14 protein-coding genes are annotated in these 14,752 nt (G+C 57.1%); 3 read left to right on the top strand and 11 right to left on the bottom strand.

Going from position 1 to position 14,752, the window contains the following annotated elements:
- Positions 1–164 precede the first annotated feature (164 nt).
- The gene (gene zapE, locus PGR79_RS08075) at positions 165–1,295 is read right to left on the bottom strand and encodes a cell division protein ZapE (RefSeq protein ID WP_113373142.1); all 1,131 of its coding nucleotides are present in this window, start codon (positions 1,293–1,295) and stop codon (positions 165–167) included.
- A 190-nt stretch (positions 1,296–1,485) separates the two neighbouring features.
- On the opposite strand from zapE, the gene zapG reads away from it, so the two are divergent.
- The 3 genes from zapG (at position 1,486) to degS (ending at position 4,571) form a co-directional block, all read left to right on the top strand.
- The gene (gene zapG, locus PGR79_RS08080) at positions 1,486–1,884 is read left to right on the top strand and encodes a Z-ring associated protein ZapG (RefSeq protein ID WP_015703613.1); all 399 of its coding nucleotides are present in this window, start codon (positions 1,486–1,488) and stop codon (positions 1,882–1,884) included.
- A gap of 173 nt (positions 1,885–2,057) precedes the next feature.
- Complete coding sequence (gene degQ / locus PGR79_RS08085; RefSeq protein WP_045394989.1) at positions 2,058–3,425, top strand: serine endoprotease DegQ; 1,368 nt, start codon at positions 2,058–2,060, stop codon at positions 3,423–3,425.
- 87 nt (positions 3,426–3,512) lie between these two features.
- A complete protein-coding gene (degS, locus tag PGR79_RS08090) occupies positions 3,513–4,571 on the top strand; it encodes an outer membrane-stress sensor serine endopeptidase DegS (protein ID WP_015703614.1) in 1,059 nt (352 codons plus the stop codon).
- Positions 4,572–4,599: 28 nt separating this feature from the next.
- Here the strand turns inward: degS and PGR79_RS08095 are convergent, their stop codons facing one another.
- The 10 genes from PGR79_RS08095 to mdh all read right to left on the bottom strand — a co-directional run bounded on the left by PGR79_RS08095 (position 4,600) and on the right by mdh (position 14,350).
- Complete coding sequence (locus PGR79_RS08095) at positions 4,600–5,298, bottom strand: hypothetical protein (RefSeq protein WP_213316680.1); 699 nt, start codon at positions 5,296–5,298, stop codon at positions 4,600–4,602.
- Positions 5,299–5,496: 198 nt separating this feature from the next.
- Positions 5,497–6,798, bottom strand: a complete 1,302-nt coding sequence (locus PGR79_RS08100) for an oxaloacetate decarboxylase subunit beta (protein WP_087859668.1) — start codon at positions 6,796–6,798, stop codon at positions 5,497–5,499.
- A 15-nt stretch (positions 6,799–6,813) separates the two neighbouring features.
- Complete coding sequence (oadA, locus tag PGR79_RS08105; RefSeq protein WP_430921417.1) at positions 6,814–8,574, bottom strand: sodium-extruding oxaloacetate decarboxylase subunit alpha; 1,761 nt, start codon at positions 8,572–8,574, stop codon at positions 6,814–6,816.
- Positions 8,575–8,589: 15 nt separating this feature from the next.
- A complete protein-coding gene (locus PGR79_RS08110) occupies positions 8,590–8,838 on the bottom strand; it encodes an oxaloacetate decarboxylase subunit gamma (protein ID WP_113375039.1) in 249 nt (82 codons plus the stop codon).
- Positions 8,839–8,980: 142 nt separating this feature from the next.
- On the bottom strand, positions 8,981–9,598 hold the full coding sequence (gene ttdB / locus PGR79_RS08115; protein WP_271032936.1) for a L(+)-tartrate dehydratase subunit beta: 618 nt from the start codon (positions 9,596–9,598) through the stop codon (positions 8,981–8,983).
- Positions 9,598–10,497, bottom strand: a complete 900-nt coding sequence (gene ttdA, locus PGR79_RS08120) for a L(+)-tartrate dehydratase subunit alpha (RefSeq protein WP_087859179.1) — start codon at positions 10,495–10,497, stop codon at positions 9,598–9,600. Before ttdA ends, ttdB begins: the two co-directional genes overlap by 1 nt.
- A 32-nt stretch (positions 10,498–10,529) precedes the next feature.
- Positions 10,530–11,798 (bottom strand): SLC13 family permease, encoded by a 1,269-nt coding sequence (locus PGR79_RS08125; RefSeq protein WP_087859178.1) that lies wholly within the window; start codon positions 11,796–11,798, stop codon positions 10,530–10,532.
- A 200-nt stretch (positions 11,799–11,998) separates the two neighbouring features.
- Complete coding sequence (locus tag PGR79_RS08130) at positions 11,999–12,664, bottom strand: GntR family transcriptional regulator (RefSeq protein WP_271032937.1); 666 nt, start codon at positions 12,662–12,664, stop codon at positions 11,999–12,001.
- Complete coding sequence (locus PGR79_RS08135; protein ID WP_213317948.1) at positions 12,651–13,280, bottom strand: GntR family transcriptional regulator; 630 nt, start codon at positions 13,278–13,280, stop codon at positions 12,651–12,653. Before PGR79_RS08135 ends, PGR79_RS08130 begins: the two co-directional genes overlap by 14 nt.
- 131 nt (positions 13,281–13,411) lie before the next feature.
- Positions 13,412–14,350: a malate dehydrogenase gene (gene mdh, locus PGR79_RS08140; RefSeq protein ID WP_045397222.1), complete on the bottom strand. Its 939-nt coding sequence runs from the start codon at positions 14,348–14,350 to the stop codon at positions 13,412–13,414.
- Positions 14,351–14,752: the final 402 nt, after the last annotated feature.

Consider the following 14,752-nt stretch of genomic DNA (forward strand, 5'->3'; position numbering starts at 1 on the left):
CAAACCTACCCCTTCGAATAGCCTATGCCAGCACATAGAAGATTTCGGGAAAAAAAACCTTCTCGTAACGTGGGGTCGCAAGATTATAGAGAAGTAGGGGCCAAAGATCGACCCCTTTATGTGATTTGCAGCAGGTTTTTCTCAGCGTGAGAAGAAGGCTGGATTCAGGGCATGTGCGGTTGTTTCAGATACTCTTCGCTTTGCATTTCCTGCAGGCGCGATAAACAGCGCTGGAACTCAAACTTCAGGCGTTCGCCCTGATAGATCTCATACAGAGGCACCGCCGCGCTAACCACCAGTTTTACGTGACGTTCGTAGAATTCATCCACCAGCGCGATAAAGCGCCGCGCTTCGCTCTCAAGATGCGTCGTCATCACCGGCACATCGAACAACATCACGGTGTGGAACAGGCGTGACAGCGCGATGTAATCATGCTGGCTGCGCGCATCCACGCACAGCGTGTCAAACGACGCCGCCAGGGTCTGGTTTTCCACGCCCAACGTCGGCAGCGGCCGGTGGTTAATTTCCAGCGTCGGCATCTGCTCGCGTTTGGCCCCCGCCAGCGCCAACCAGAGCTTATCCATTTGCTGGCTGGTCTCGCCATTGAGCGGCGACAGCCACAGATGCGCCTGGGTCAACGTGCGCAGGCGGTAATCAATCCCCGCATCCACGTTCATAATGTCGCAGTGCTGTTTGATGGCGTCTATCGCCGGCAGGAAACGCGCGCGTTGCAGACCATTGCGGTAGAGTTCGTCCGGCGGGATGTTCGAGGTAGCGACCAGCGTAATCCCACGCGAGAACAGCGCTTTCATTAAGCCGCCGAGCAGCATGGCATCGGTGATGTCGGAGACAAAAAACTCGTCAAAGCACAACACATCGGTTTGCGCTTTAAAGCGATCGGCAACGATCTCCAGCGGGTCACTATGCCCCTGCAGGGTGGTTAACTCTTCGTGCACGCGCAACATAAAGCGATGGAAATGCAGGCGCTGTTTACGTTCGCCCGGCAGGCTTTGATAAAACATATCCATCAGCCAGGTTTTACCGCGCCCCACGCCGCCCCACATATACAGGCCACGCACGGCGGTTGCTTCCGCCGTCGGTTCGCGCTTGCCGAGTAGTTTGCTGAATTTCGCCCGCAGACCGCCGCCCGCGGGCGCTGCGGCTACAGGTTTTTCCTGCAGTTCACGATAGATGGTATCGAGGCGGCTGACCGCTTCTTGTTGCACGTCGTCAGGTTGATGGCTGCCCTCTTTGAGAGCTAAAAGGTAACGCGATGTTGGGGACAGGCTTTGCATGATCTTATTGTTATTCCTTGAAAACCGTGGCGCCGTGACGCACGATTGACGAAAAAAAGGCGGTTCTACAGTACGCGATGATACGCCAGGATTCCACTTCTGTGGAATTAGCGGTTATAGTGGCACTATCGGGCGCAGGCGGAGAGCCTAACAGCCCCCCTACGGAACCATAAAACAACGGGAGATGTTCATGACCTGGGAATACGCGCTAATTGGATTAGTCGTCGGTATCATCATCGGTGCCGTCGCCATGCGTTTTGGTAACCGCAAATTGCGTCAGCAACAAGCGCTGCAGTTCGAACTGGAAAAGAATAAAGCAGAGCTTGAAGAGTATCGCGAAGAGCTGGTCAGCCATTTTGCGCGCAGCGCAGAACTGCTGGACAACATGGCGGATGACTACCGTCAGCTGTATCAGCACATGGCAAAAAGCTCCAGCAGCCTGCTGCCGGACGCGATGGCGGAAGCTAATCCGTTCCGCAATCGCCTGGCGGAGTCCGAAGCCAGCAACGATCAGGCGCCTGTTCAGATGCCGCGCGATTATTCTGAAGGCGCATCCGGCCTGCTGCGCGGTGGCGCGAAACGCGACTGATCCCGCTGTCTGCGTAAAAATATTTACCGGGCGCGCCTTCCGCGCCCGTCTTCCCCCTGCATCCCAGCTACAATTTAAGCACGGACCGCATTGTTAGCCGGTCGAAAATTCAATAACATCAAATCATTCGGACGTTTTTTCCATACACCTCAGGTTACGAGAGCCAGCATCTAATGAAGAAACAGACTTTGCTGTTGAGTGCGTTAGCGTTAAGCATTGGATTATCGTTGTCGGTCCTGCCTCCGGCGGCGGCATCACTGCCGACCCAGGTTCCAGGCCAGGGCGCGCTACCGAGCCTCGCGCCGATGCTGGAAAAAGTATTGCCTGCGGTGGTGAGCGTGCAGGTAGAAGGCACCGCCTCGCCGGTGCAGAATATGCCGGAAGAGCTGAAAAAATACTTCGGCGATAACGCGCCGCAAGAGCAGGCGCAGCCGTTTGAAGGCCTCGGTTCAGGGGTGATTATCGACGCCGCCAAAGGCTACGTGCTGACCAACAACCACGTAATAAGCCAGGCGCAGAAAATCAGCATTCAGTTGAACGATGGCCGCGAATTCGATGCCAAACTGGTCGGCAGCGACGAGCAGAGCGATATCGCCCTGCTGCAGGTTTTAAAACCCAGCAATTTAACGCAAATCGCCATCGCGGATTCCGACAAGCTGCGCGTCGGCGATTTCGCCGTTGCCGTCGGCAACCCCTTCGGCCTCGGCCAAACCGCCACTTCCGGCATCATCTCCGCGCTGGGCCGAAGCGGCCTTAATCTCGAAGGGCTGGAAAACTTTATTCAGACCGATGCCTCAATTAACCGCGGCAACTCCGGCGGCGCGCTGCTGAATCTCAACGGCGAGCTTATCGGCATTAATACCGCCATTCTGGCGCCGGGCGGCGGCAGCATCGGCATCGGCTTCGCCATTCCGAGCAACATGGCGAAGACCCTCGCCGATCAGCTTATTCAATACGGCGAAATCAAACGCGGCCTGCTGGGCATTAAAGGCATGGAAATGAGCGCGGATATCGCCAAAGCGATGAACATCAACGCTCAGCGCGGCGCCTTCGTAAGCGAAGTCCTGGCCAATTCCGGCTCCGCAAAAGCGGGGATTAAATCCGGTGACGTTATCGTCAGCATGAACGGCAAGCCGCTAAGCAGCTTCGCCGAGCTGCGTTCGCGTATCGCCACTACCGCCCCTGGCACTAAAGTGAAACTGGGGCTACTGCGCGACGGCAAACCATTGGATGTCGAAGTCACGCTGGATAAGAGCACCTCTTCCACCGCCAGCGCCGATCTGATTATCCCGGCCCTACAGGGAGCGGCGCTAAGCGATGGCCAGCTGAAAGACGGCACTAAGGGCGTGACCATCGATAACGTCGATAAAGGCAGCGCGGCGGCGCAGGTTGGCTTGCATAAAGACGATCTGATTATCGGCCTCAACCGCCAGCGCGTGCGTTCCATCGCCGAGCTACGTAAAGTGCTGGAAACCAAACCGGCCGTCATCGCGCTGAATGTGCTGCGCGGTAACGAAAGCATTTATCTGCTGCTACGCTGACGGCTGCTTCCGGACATCGTGCGTCGTGCGATGTCCGGATAAGTCATGCTATGCTGCGCCTGCCCATTAATTAACGATATTCGCATCATGCCAGGAAAGCTTTTACGTTCAGTCCTTATCGGTTTAATCGTCGGCGGCATCCTGCTGGCGGCGATGCCTTCGCTGCGCCAGTGGCAGCTATCATCGGCGACGCCGAGCGATACCGCTGATGAATCGCCCGCCAGCTATAATGCAGCGGTAAGACGCGCCGCGCCTGCGGTGGTCAACGTCTATAACCGCGCGCTGAACAGCACCAGCCATAACCAGCTGACGCTTGGATCCGGCGTTATCATGGACCAACGCGGATATATCCTCACCAACAAGCACGTCATCAACGATGCCGATCAGATAATCATCGCTTTGCAGGATGGACGGGTATTTGAGGCCCTGTTGGTCGGTTCTGATACCCTGACCGACCTGGCGGTGCTCAAAATCAACGCCAGCGGCGGCCTGCCGGTCATCCCGATTAACCCGAAACGCGTTCCACACATCGGCGATGTAGTACTGGCGATAGGCAACCCGTATAACCTCGGGCAAACCATCACCCAGGGCATCATCAGCGCGACCGGTCGTATCGGCCTGAACCCTACCGGGCGGCAGAATTTCCTGCAAACCGATGCTTCTATCAACCACGGCAACTCCGGCGGCGCGCTGGTCAACTCGCTGGGTGAACTGATGGGAATTAACACCCTGTCATTCGATAAGAGCAATGACGGCGAAACGCCGGAAGGGATCGGCTTTGCCATCCCGTTCCAGCTGGCGACCAAGATCATGGATAAACTGATCCGTGACGGCCGGGTGATCCGCGGTTACATCGGGATCAGCGGCCGCGAGATCGCGCCGATGCATGCGCAGAGCGGCGGCATGGATCAGATCCAGGGGATCGTCGTCAATGACGTCGCCCCGGATGGCCCGGCGGCGCAGGCGGGGATCCGCGCTAATGACGTGATCATCTCGGTGAACGATAAACCAGCGGTTTCGGCGCTGGAAACCATGGACCAGGTCGCAGAAATTCGCCCGGGTTCAGAAATCCCGGTGGTCATCATGCGCGATGATAAGAAAATCACCCTGCACGTGGCGGTACAGGAATATCCGGCGACAAATTAACGATTAGCGCTCCGTTATCGGAGCGCGATTAATCAACAAACAGCGGCCCGGCCGGGAATCTGGCCAGAAACCCGGTCACCGCCAGCAGCGACCACAACGATGGCCAGCGGACCTGCCGCTCCCGCAGTTCATCATCCAGCGTCAGTAACGCGAACTCCCCTCTCTCGCCGAGAACGCCGCCCTGCCACAACAGCCGTTGCGCCTGCTGCCGCGCCCACGGCGATTCACTCTTCCAGGCCAGCAAATGCAGCAGCGACTGCTGTAAACAAACGCTGTGCGAATGACTGTCCCGCAGCAATCGTCGATACACCGGCAGCGAGATACTGCGTACGCTGTAGAAACCGCTGCGCGATTCACTATCAGCCTGCGCCACGCTGGCGCACATCTGCCCGGCCAGATCGCATAAACGGTTATGCGTCAGCGGCTGGCGCAGCGCATCCAGATGCCCGGCGGCGGCGCAAAGCAGGCCGCTCCTTTGCTGCTCATGCGTCCGCGAACCCAGCAACGCCGCTACCGTTTCATCCTCCCCGGTCTGCGCATGCTGTACACCCGCGTCATAACAACAGACAAAGAAATCATGGCTGCCATGGTCGATTGACGGGTGCGCCAGCAGATTCAACGCCGGGTGCAGTTGTTCAAGCTCCTCCAGCGACGCCAGGGTGTCATCAACGACTCCCTCTTTTGCCGACGACCTGCTGCCAGGACGTAATGCTACCGTTTCATTCATCAAAGCCTCCTCAGGGAAAATTCCCGGCTCGCGCTGCGCTTACCGGGGCTACAAACCGGAGCGGACCGGTCGCCCGGATAAGGCGCCAGCCGCTATCCGGGAACCTCTCCCCGGTGGCGCTGCGCTTACCGGGCTACAAACCGGAGCGGACCGGTAGCCCGGATAAGGCGCCAGCCGCCATCCGGGAAGGATGCCGGTTTACATCGCCAGCACGTACTTGAGCATCACCCCGGCGGCGATCGCCGAGCCGATCACCCCGGCCACGTTCGGGCCCATCGCGTGCATCAGCAGGAAGTTCTGCCCGTCCGCTTCCAGACCCACCTTGTTGGACACCCTCGCCGCCATCGGCACCGCCGACACCCCGGCGGAGCCGATCAGCGGGTTGATCTTGTGTTTACTGAACACGTTCATCAGCTTCGCCATGATCACCCCGGCCGCGGTGCCCACGCAGAAGGCGATCACCCCCAGCAGCAGGATCCCCAGCGTCTGCGGCTGCAGGAACTTGTCCGCCACCAGCTTGGCCCCCACCGACAGCCCGAGGAAGATGGTGACGATGTTGATCAGCGCGTTCTGCACCGTGTCGCTCAGACGATCCACCACGCCGCTTTCGCGCATCAGGTTGCCGAAGCAGAACATCCCCAGCAGCGGCGCGGCGTCCGGCAGCAGCAGCGCCACCAGCAGCAACAGCACCGCCGGGAAGAGGATCTTCTCGCGTTTGCTCACCGTACGCAGCTGCACCATGCGGATCTTCCGCTCTTTGTCGCTGGTCAGCGCCTTCATGATCGGCGGCTGGATCAGCGGCACCAGCGCCATGTAGGAGTAGGCGGCTACCGCGATGGCTCCCAGCAGCTCCGGCGCCAGCTTGCTCGACAGGTAGATGGCCGTCGGGCCGTCGGCGCCGCCGATGATGCCGATGGCCGCCGCCTGCGGCAGGGTGAAGTGGATGAAGCCGAAGTAGTTCAGCGCCAGCGCCCCGAGCACGGTGGCGAAGATCCCGAACTGCGCCGCCGCCCCCAGCAGCAGGGTGCGCGGGTTGGCCAGCAGCGGGCCGAAATCGGTCATCGCCCCGACGCCCATAAAGATCACCAGCGGCGCGATACCCGAGCCAATCGCCACCTTATAGAAGATGGCCAGCACCCCGGAGGAGTAGCCCATGTCCACCGCCAGCGTCTCCATCTGCCCCTGCACCGACGGCAGGGCCAGGGCCAGCGCCTCCTTGATGGCGTGGACATCCGGCGCGCAGTTGAGCTTCGCGGCAATCACCGCCAGCTGGACCGGGTCGTGATGGGCCAGCAGGTTTTCCAGCGCGCTCAGCGCCAGCCCGGCCTCCGGAATATTGGAGAGCAGGCCGCCGAAGCCAATCGGCAGCAGCAGTAACGGCTCGAACTTTTTCGCAATCGCCAGCCACAGCAGCAGCAGGCTGACCAGCAGCATCACCGCCTGGCCGGCCCCCAGGTGCATCAGCCCCATGCCCTGAATCAGGGCGTTCAGACTTTCCATTTGCGCTCCTCGTCCTTACGCCAGCTGCAGCAGGGTGTCGCCGACCGCCACCGCATCGCCGGATTTCACCGCGATACCGCGTACGGTACCGGCCTGCGCGGCGCGGATTTCGGTTTCCATCTTCATGGCTTCCAGAATCAGCAGCACCTCGCCTGCCGCCACCGCCTGGCCTTCGCTGGCCAGCACCTTCCAGATAGTGCCCGCCAGCGGCGCGGTCACCGGGGTGCCGGCGCCTGCCGGGGCCGGGGCGGCAGCGGCTACCGGCGCAGCGGCGCTGAGCTGGCTGACGTCGCCGCCGTCGCTGACTTTGACCACGAAGGCTTTGCCTTCCACTTCGACGGTGTAGACGCCGGAGGCGGCGGCTTTTGCCGGCGCGGCAGATTTTGCTTCTTCCACCTGCGGCACGGGCTCAAAGGCCGCCGGGTTGTGGCGGTTTTCGAGGAACTTCAGGCCGACCTGCGGGAACAGCGCCACGGTGAGCACGTCGTCGATGGCGTTATCGGCAAGCGTGATGCCCTTCTCCTGCGCCTGGTGTTTCACGTCGGCTTCCAGCTCCGCCAGCTCCGGCTTGAGTAAATCCGCCGGGCGGCAGGTGACGGCGTCGGCGCCGTTGAGCACCCGCGCCTGCAGGGCGGCGTTAACCGGCGCCGGGGTGTGGCCGTATTCGCCTTTCAGGATACCGGCGGTCTCCTTCGCAATGGTTTTGTAGCGCTCGCCGCCCAGCACGTTGAGCACCGCCTGGGTGCCGACAATCTGCGAGGTCGGGGTGACCAGCGGGATGAAGCCGAGGTCCTCGCGCACGCGGGGAATTTCCGCCAGCACCTGGTCCAGCTTATCGGCGGCGTTCTGCTGCTTCAGCTGGCTTTCGAGGTTGGTGAGCATCCCGCCCGGCACCTGGGCGACGAGGATGCGGCTGTCGGTGCCTTTCAGCTGGCCTTCGAAGGCGTGGTATTTTTTGCGTACCTCGCGGAAGTACGCGGCGATGCTCTCCAGCTTGTGGATATCGAGGCCGGTGTCGTACGGCGTGCCGGCGAGGGTGGCCACCAGCGCTTCGGTAGCCGGGTGGCCGTAGGTGGCGCTCATCGAGGAGATGGCGGTATCAACGCCGTCGACGCCGGCTTCAATGGCCTTCAGCAGCGCCATTTCCGCCATGCCGGTGGTGGCGTGGCAGTGCAGGTGCAGGGTGACGTCATAGCGTTTTTTGATTTCGCTGACCAGCTCAAAGGCGGCATGCGGGGTGAGGATGCCGGACATGTCCTTGATGGCGATGGAGTCAACGCCGTTCTCCAGCAGCTGTTCGGTGAGGTCGAGCCAGGTCTGCAGGGTGTGCGCCGGGCTGGTGGTGTAGCTGAGGGTGCCCTGGGCGTGGGCGCCGTGGCGGCGGACCGCCTGCAGGGCGGCCTGCATGTTGCGCGGGTCGTTCATGGCATCGAAGACGCGGAACACGTCCATGCCGTTTTTGACGGCGCGCTCGACAAAGCGCTCCACCACGTCGTCGGCGTAGTGGCGGTAGCCGAGCAGGTTCTGGCCGCGCAGCAGCATCTGCAGCGGGGTTTTCGGCATCGCTTTTTTCAGCTCGCGCAGGCGGACCCACGGGTCCTCGCCGAGGAAGCGGATGCAGGCGTCAAAGGTGGCGCCGCCCCAGCATTCCAGCGAGCGGTAGCCGACGTCGTCGAGCGCGGCCGCAACGGGCAGCATATCGTCGAGACGCAGGCGGGTGGCGAACAGGGACTGGTGGGCGTCGCGCAGGACGACATCGGTAATGGCAACGGTCATGAATTCCTCCGTGAATTAAGGATTAAGGCGGTGATGGTGGTGAATGGCGGCGACAATCGCCGGCTTTAAACGGGCGAAGTCGTCAGCGGGCGCGACGGCCGCGGGCGCCGCTTTGGGCGCGGCAGGCGGCTCAGGAAACAGACGGGTAACGGCGACGGACATCCCCCGGATGGCGAAAATGAGCAGCAGCAGGAACAGCAGCACGAAGCCCATGCCAAGAAACATCAGGGTGAAGCCTTCGCCTAACAGCGCAGCATCAGTCATAAAATAGCCTTTGGAGGGGCGCAATAATGGCGTAATAAACAGCCGCGATAGCCGAGTGGATTTCCCCAGACCACATAGTCAGAAGCCTCTTTATCGCGGAAATTAATTTTCGCCACTACTGCGCAATATATTTAACCGGGAGTTATTGAATAAAACTTACGTGCTGACAGATTTCATCAGCGACAATCTCTTTGCGCTGATTAAATATCACTTTATTCTGCTCAAACAGGTTATTCCCGTGGGTATCGATCGACACAATCAGTGGACCGAACTCTTTCACCCGGCAAACCCATAAGGTTTCCGGCATCCCCAAATCACGCCACTGGGCATCTTCAATTTCTTCTACACAGACCGCGGCGACCACCGCGCATCCGGCCGGGAAGACGCAGTGCAGCGCTTTATGTTCGGCGCAGCCCTCTTCGGTCCCCTTACCCATGCCGCCTTTGCCGACAATTAATTTCACACCGGTCTTAGCAATAAATTCTTTTTCAAATTTCTCCATGCGCATACTGGTGGTTGGTCCAACAGAAACCATTTCAAATTTATCTTCTGTACCTTTAATCGGCCGCACAATGGGCCCGGCATGTAATATCGCGCCGCCGGCAACGTTGACCGGTAATTCACGTCCGCCTTCAATCAAACGACGATGGGCAACATCACGACAGGTAACAATATGACCATTGAGATAAATAATATCGCCCGCTTTAATATCAGCTAAATCTTCATCTTTAATTGGCGTAGTGAGTATTTTTTTAGTCATCAGAAAGCCACTCCTGTGTGAGAAGTAATGGTGTAATTCAAATCTTTATCGAAAACGATATGTCCTTTGCGGTGCGACCAGCAGCCGACGTTGACCGCCACGCCGATGGTGGAAGGATGGCGCGCAGTATTTTCGATATTGACGCCCATCACCGAGGTGTTACCGGACATTCCCTGCGGGCCAAGGCCGATTTTATTAATGCCGTCTTCGAGCATTTTCTCCAGCGATGCGGCACGTTCATTCTCATTGTGCGACCCCACCGGGCGCATCAGCGCTTTCTTCGACAGTAGCGCCGCGGTTTCAACGGAAGTCGCGACGCCAACGCCAACCAGCAGCGGCGGACAGGCGTTCAGGCCATAACTGGTCATGACATCCAGCACGAAACGAGTTACGCCTTCGTATCCAGCGCCCGGCATTAGCACCATCGCTTTACCCGGCAGCGAGCAGCCGCCGCCGGCCATATAGGTGTAAATACTGCACTGGTCAGAATCAGGGACGATCTCCCAGAATACCGTCGGCGTACCTTTACCCACGTTTTTACCGGTGTTGTATTCGTCAAAGGTCTCTACGCTGTTGTGGCGCAGCGGAGAATCCACGGTGGCTTTAATCACCGATTCGCGCAGCAGCGCTTCCAGTTCACCAATCAGCGGGAAGTTGGCGCCGCACTCAACCAAAAACTGAATCACGCCGGTGTCCTGGCAAGACGGACGATCCAGCTCTTTCGCCAGACGCTGGTTTTCAATCATGGTGGTAAAGATGACGTCCGCCAGATGGCTGGTCTCTTTTTTATGCAACTCTTTCAGTTTTGCAGTGACGTCATCAGGCAATACTTTGCCGGTATATCCCACGAATTTGGCCATAATATCGGTCATTCGGGATATCTGTTCGCTTTTGCTCATAAAGGCTCCTTAGTCAGAACAGCGTCCGTAAATTACGGGTGAAAAGGGAAAAGAATTGGCAGCAGTACGAGGCTGACAATGGTAGAAACGAGAATCAGAGGAAGGCCGGATTTGGCGTAATCGACAAACTTATAGCCGCCGGCCGATAGCACCATCATGTTGGCGGGCATGCCGATCGGCGTCGCGTAGGCGCAGGAGCTGCCGATAACGGTCGCCATCAAAACCGCTTTCGGATCGGCGCCCATACCGGCCGCGATCGACAAACTCACCGGTACCAGTAGCGCGACGGTGGCGGTATTGGACATAAAGTTGGTCATGATGACGGACAGCGCAAAGACCACCGCCATCAACATGAATGGGGAAGAGTTCTGGCCCAGCATGCCGATGACATGATCGGCAACCAGCTTCCCAGCACCGGTCATTTCCAGCGCTTTTGCCAGCGCCAGCGTGCCGCCAAAAATGAAAATAGTCTGTGAATCAATCGCTTTATAGGCCTGCTTTTCCGTCAGCACGCCGGTAAACACCAGAACTAACGCACCGATACAGCCTGCCACCGTCAGGCTAATGCCGGTCTGTTTCTCAAAAATCATGCCGAGGATCGTGGCGATCAGCACCACCAGAGACAGGATCTGTTTCCAGCGCGGAACGTGGCTGTAATCTCGCTGTTCGCCGACGCTACCGACTTCACCGCCATTCGCGGTAGCAGGCAGGAATTTATAGCCAATCGTCAGGAAATAGAGGATGCCGCAGAGCAGCATCGGTAAACCCACCTTCGCATACTCAAAGAAGCCAAACCCGCTACCGATATTCTGCAACGCCGATTGCGCGATCAGGTTGCCGGGCGCGCCAATCAGCGACAGGTTACCGCCGAGCGCGGCGGCAAATACCAGCGGCATCAGTAAACGAGAGCGGGCAAAACCCGATTTCGCCGCCACGCCAATCACTACCGGGATCAGTACCGCCGCCGTACCGGTGTTGGAAAGAAAACCCGACATCACGCCGACGACCACCATGATGGTGAAAATCAGCTGTTTTTCGGTTTTGGCGAAGTGAGTGATCACCCCACCAACTTTATTGGCCATCCCGGTTTCAAATAACGCCCCGCCGACGATGAACATGGCGACAAAAAGAATGACGTTGGAGTCGATAAAACCGGCAAAAGCTTGTTTTAGATCCAACACGCCGGTGAGCACTAACGCCACGCAGACCACCATGGAAGTCACTGCCAAAGGCACCTTCTCCCAGACGAACATGACGATAGCGAACACCAGCAAACATAAGGTGATGGTAATCGGTTCCATATTTATAATTATCCCTATCAATGATATATGATATTGTATCCAATATTGACGAGGGAGAAATTATGCCCATGCAAAAAGTAAGTCAATGCGTTTTTACACAAAGATCGCGCAGTGCGATCTGCATCAAGATCCTCTGCAGATCGTCACAAGAGATGATTAATAGCGTTGATGAATGCGACTAAAACCAGCAGGCTTTAGCGCTATACAGAGGTTTCGGGAAGGTATCGCGTGAGCATATTTTCCATTGAGCGGATAATATGCTCGCGCATGCGCTGACGCGCCAGCTCTTCATTATGCTGTTCAAGTGCCTGTAAAATCTCTTTATGTTCCTGTATCGAGATAGCTGCATACTCCGCTTCGGTGACCTTGTGCCCCATCGACAGTCCGTTCCACATGTTGCAGAGCAGCATCTTCATTTTTTCGTTGCCCGCGGCGTTCCAGATCTCCATATGGAAAGCCTGATTCAGGTCGGAATATTCAGTGAAGTTATTATCGGCCAGCGCTTTTTCTGCTGAGTAGTGTACCTGGGCAATGCGCGAAATATCCGTGCCGGGACGAGATGCCTTCGCCACCGCCTCACTTTCCAGCAGCGCGCGAATTTCATAATGCTCGCGAATCGTCTGCTCGTTGATCCCTAACACCACCGCCCCTTTATTGGGGCGGACTTTAATCAGGCCATCGGTGGCTAAAATCTGAAACGCTTCGCGCACCGGCATGCTGGAAACCCCAACCATGCGGGCAATGCCTTCGAGAGTTATCTCCTGCCCTTCCACTAAATCCCGCGAAAGAATCGCTTTGCGTAATACCGCCGCGACCTGCTCTTTCGCCGAAAGAAGCTTAATTTTCCCTAATTTAGGCTTCTGCACTTTCCCAATCCTTCATATGTTGACGCATAATTTCCGCAAGCATGAGGAAATAACGCTGTGTTGCCTGAGCAATATTGCCCGCATCGCCGCGGCTAATGGCTCCAGCCAGTTCATGTAGTATCAGTGCCGATTCCTGGCTATCGTCTTTCAGATACAGAATGACATAAGAGATATAACCATCCAAAAATTGCTGATATGCCTTCGCCAGATAACGGTTATCAAGATAGGAAATCAGTAACTGATGAAAATCCAGTTCGCGAGTTTTGTCGCCAGGCTGCGCCAGGGCCTGCGCGCGCCCGAGCAGCAATTCCCCCTGGTTTGTCGGCACGAGAGTGAACAATTCGGCAGCCATCACCGCTATCACGCGGAAAATATGGCTAACATCATCGGGCACCAGCTTTGATACCTGCATATGACGGTTAGGCAAGCGCACCAGAAACCCCTCTTGTTCAAGAGACTGCAACGCTTCTCTAACCGGCATACGTGAAAGCCCTAGCTGCTCGGCAATACTCTCCTGCGCCAGCTCATCTCCCGCTTTCATCGCTCCGGAAAGAATTTGATAGCGAATAATTTGCGTAATGTGGTCCCTGGTCTGCTTTCTGTCGATCTTTTTCACAACGTCCTCATTGCTTGGGGCTTAAGACGCGGGGATTTTAGCAGATTTAGCCGCCAGGCGGCGCATTCGCCAGGGATATGAGGTGATAAAAAAGCCGGAACGACGGTTCCGGCTTTTCTGCTAACGAGACGTTACTTGTTGACGAAATCTTCGCCGAGGGCGATATCTTTCTTCAGCGTATCCAGCATGCCTTCCAGCGCCTGTTGTTCAAAAGCGCTGAGTTTACCGATGGACTGGCGCTCTTCCACGCCATTTTTGCCCAACAGCAGCGGCTGCGAGAAGAAACGGGCATACTGGCCGTCGCCTTCGACGTAGGCACATTCAACCACGCCTTTTTCACCCTGCATGGCACGCACCAGTGAGAGCCCGAAACGCGCAGCGGCCTGGCCCATAGAGAGTGTTGCCGACCCGCCGCCCGCTTTCGCTTCCACGACTTCCGTCCCGGCGTTTTGAATACGTTTAGTGAGATCCGCGACTTCCTGCTCGCTAAAGCTGACGCCAGAAATCTGCGACAATAAAGGCAGGATAGTGACGCCAGAGTGGCCGCCAATGACCGGAACTTCAACCTCGGTGGCCGACTTGCCTTTGAGCTCGGCGACAAAAGTATTAGAACGAATGATATCGAGAGTGGTAACGCCAAACAGTTTGTTTTTATCGTACACGCCGGCTTTTTTCAGCACTTCGGCGGCGATAGCGACGGTGGTATTTACCGGGTTGGTGATAATACCGATGCAGGCCTGCGGACAGGTTTTCGCAATCTGCTGCACCAGGTTTTTAACGATACCGGCATTAACATTAAATAAGTCGGAGCGATCCATGCCGGGCTTACGCGCGACGCCGGCGGAAATCAGCACCACATCAGCGCCTTCCAGCGCCGGGGTAGCATCTTCACCGGAGAAACCTTTGATTTTTACATCTGTGGGAATATGACTTAGATCTACCGCCACGCCCGGCGTAACCGGAGCGATGTCGTACAACGAGAGCTCTGAACCTGAAGGCAGTTGGGTCTTAAGTAGTAGGGCAAGCGCCTGGCCGATTCCACCAGCGGCGCCGAGGACTGCAACTTTCATCCTAAACTCCTTATTATGGTTAATTTACACCCTAAATAATTCGAGTTGCAGGAAGGCGGCAAGAGAGTGAATCCCCAGGAGCTTACTGAAGTAAGTGACTGGGGTGAACGATTGCAGCCAACGCCCATGCAGCTCGAAGTATGACGGGTATAGTCTTTCGTTATTCCGTCGCCTGGACCTTAATTCACAAGATGAACAATTACAATAATTATGGCTGAAGAATGCGGGGTACGCGCAATGATGCAGCAAATTCGCATTTTTCTTCCTGAGACTGGCCATCCAGCAAAGCCGTAGTACCGGATCGACTATTGGTTACAATACACCCAGCTCGCTCGGCAAAACAATATCAATTTCATAACATTTATTTCACTTTTACAGCAATTTACCCGCTGTGATGCAGGC

This window comes from Klebsiella sp. 141161 (assembly GCF_050600815.1).
GTDB classification, from domain to species: Bacteria; Pseudomonadota; Gammaproteobacteria; order Enterobacterales; family Enterobacteriaceae; genus Klebsiella; species Klebsiella aerogenes.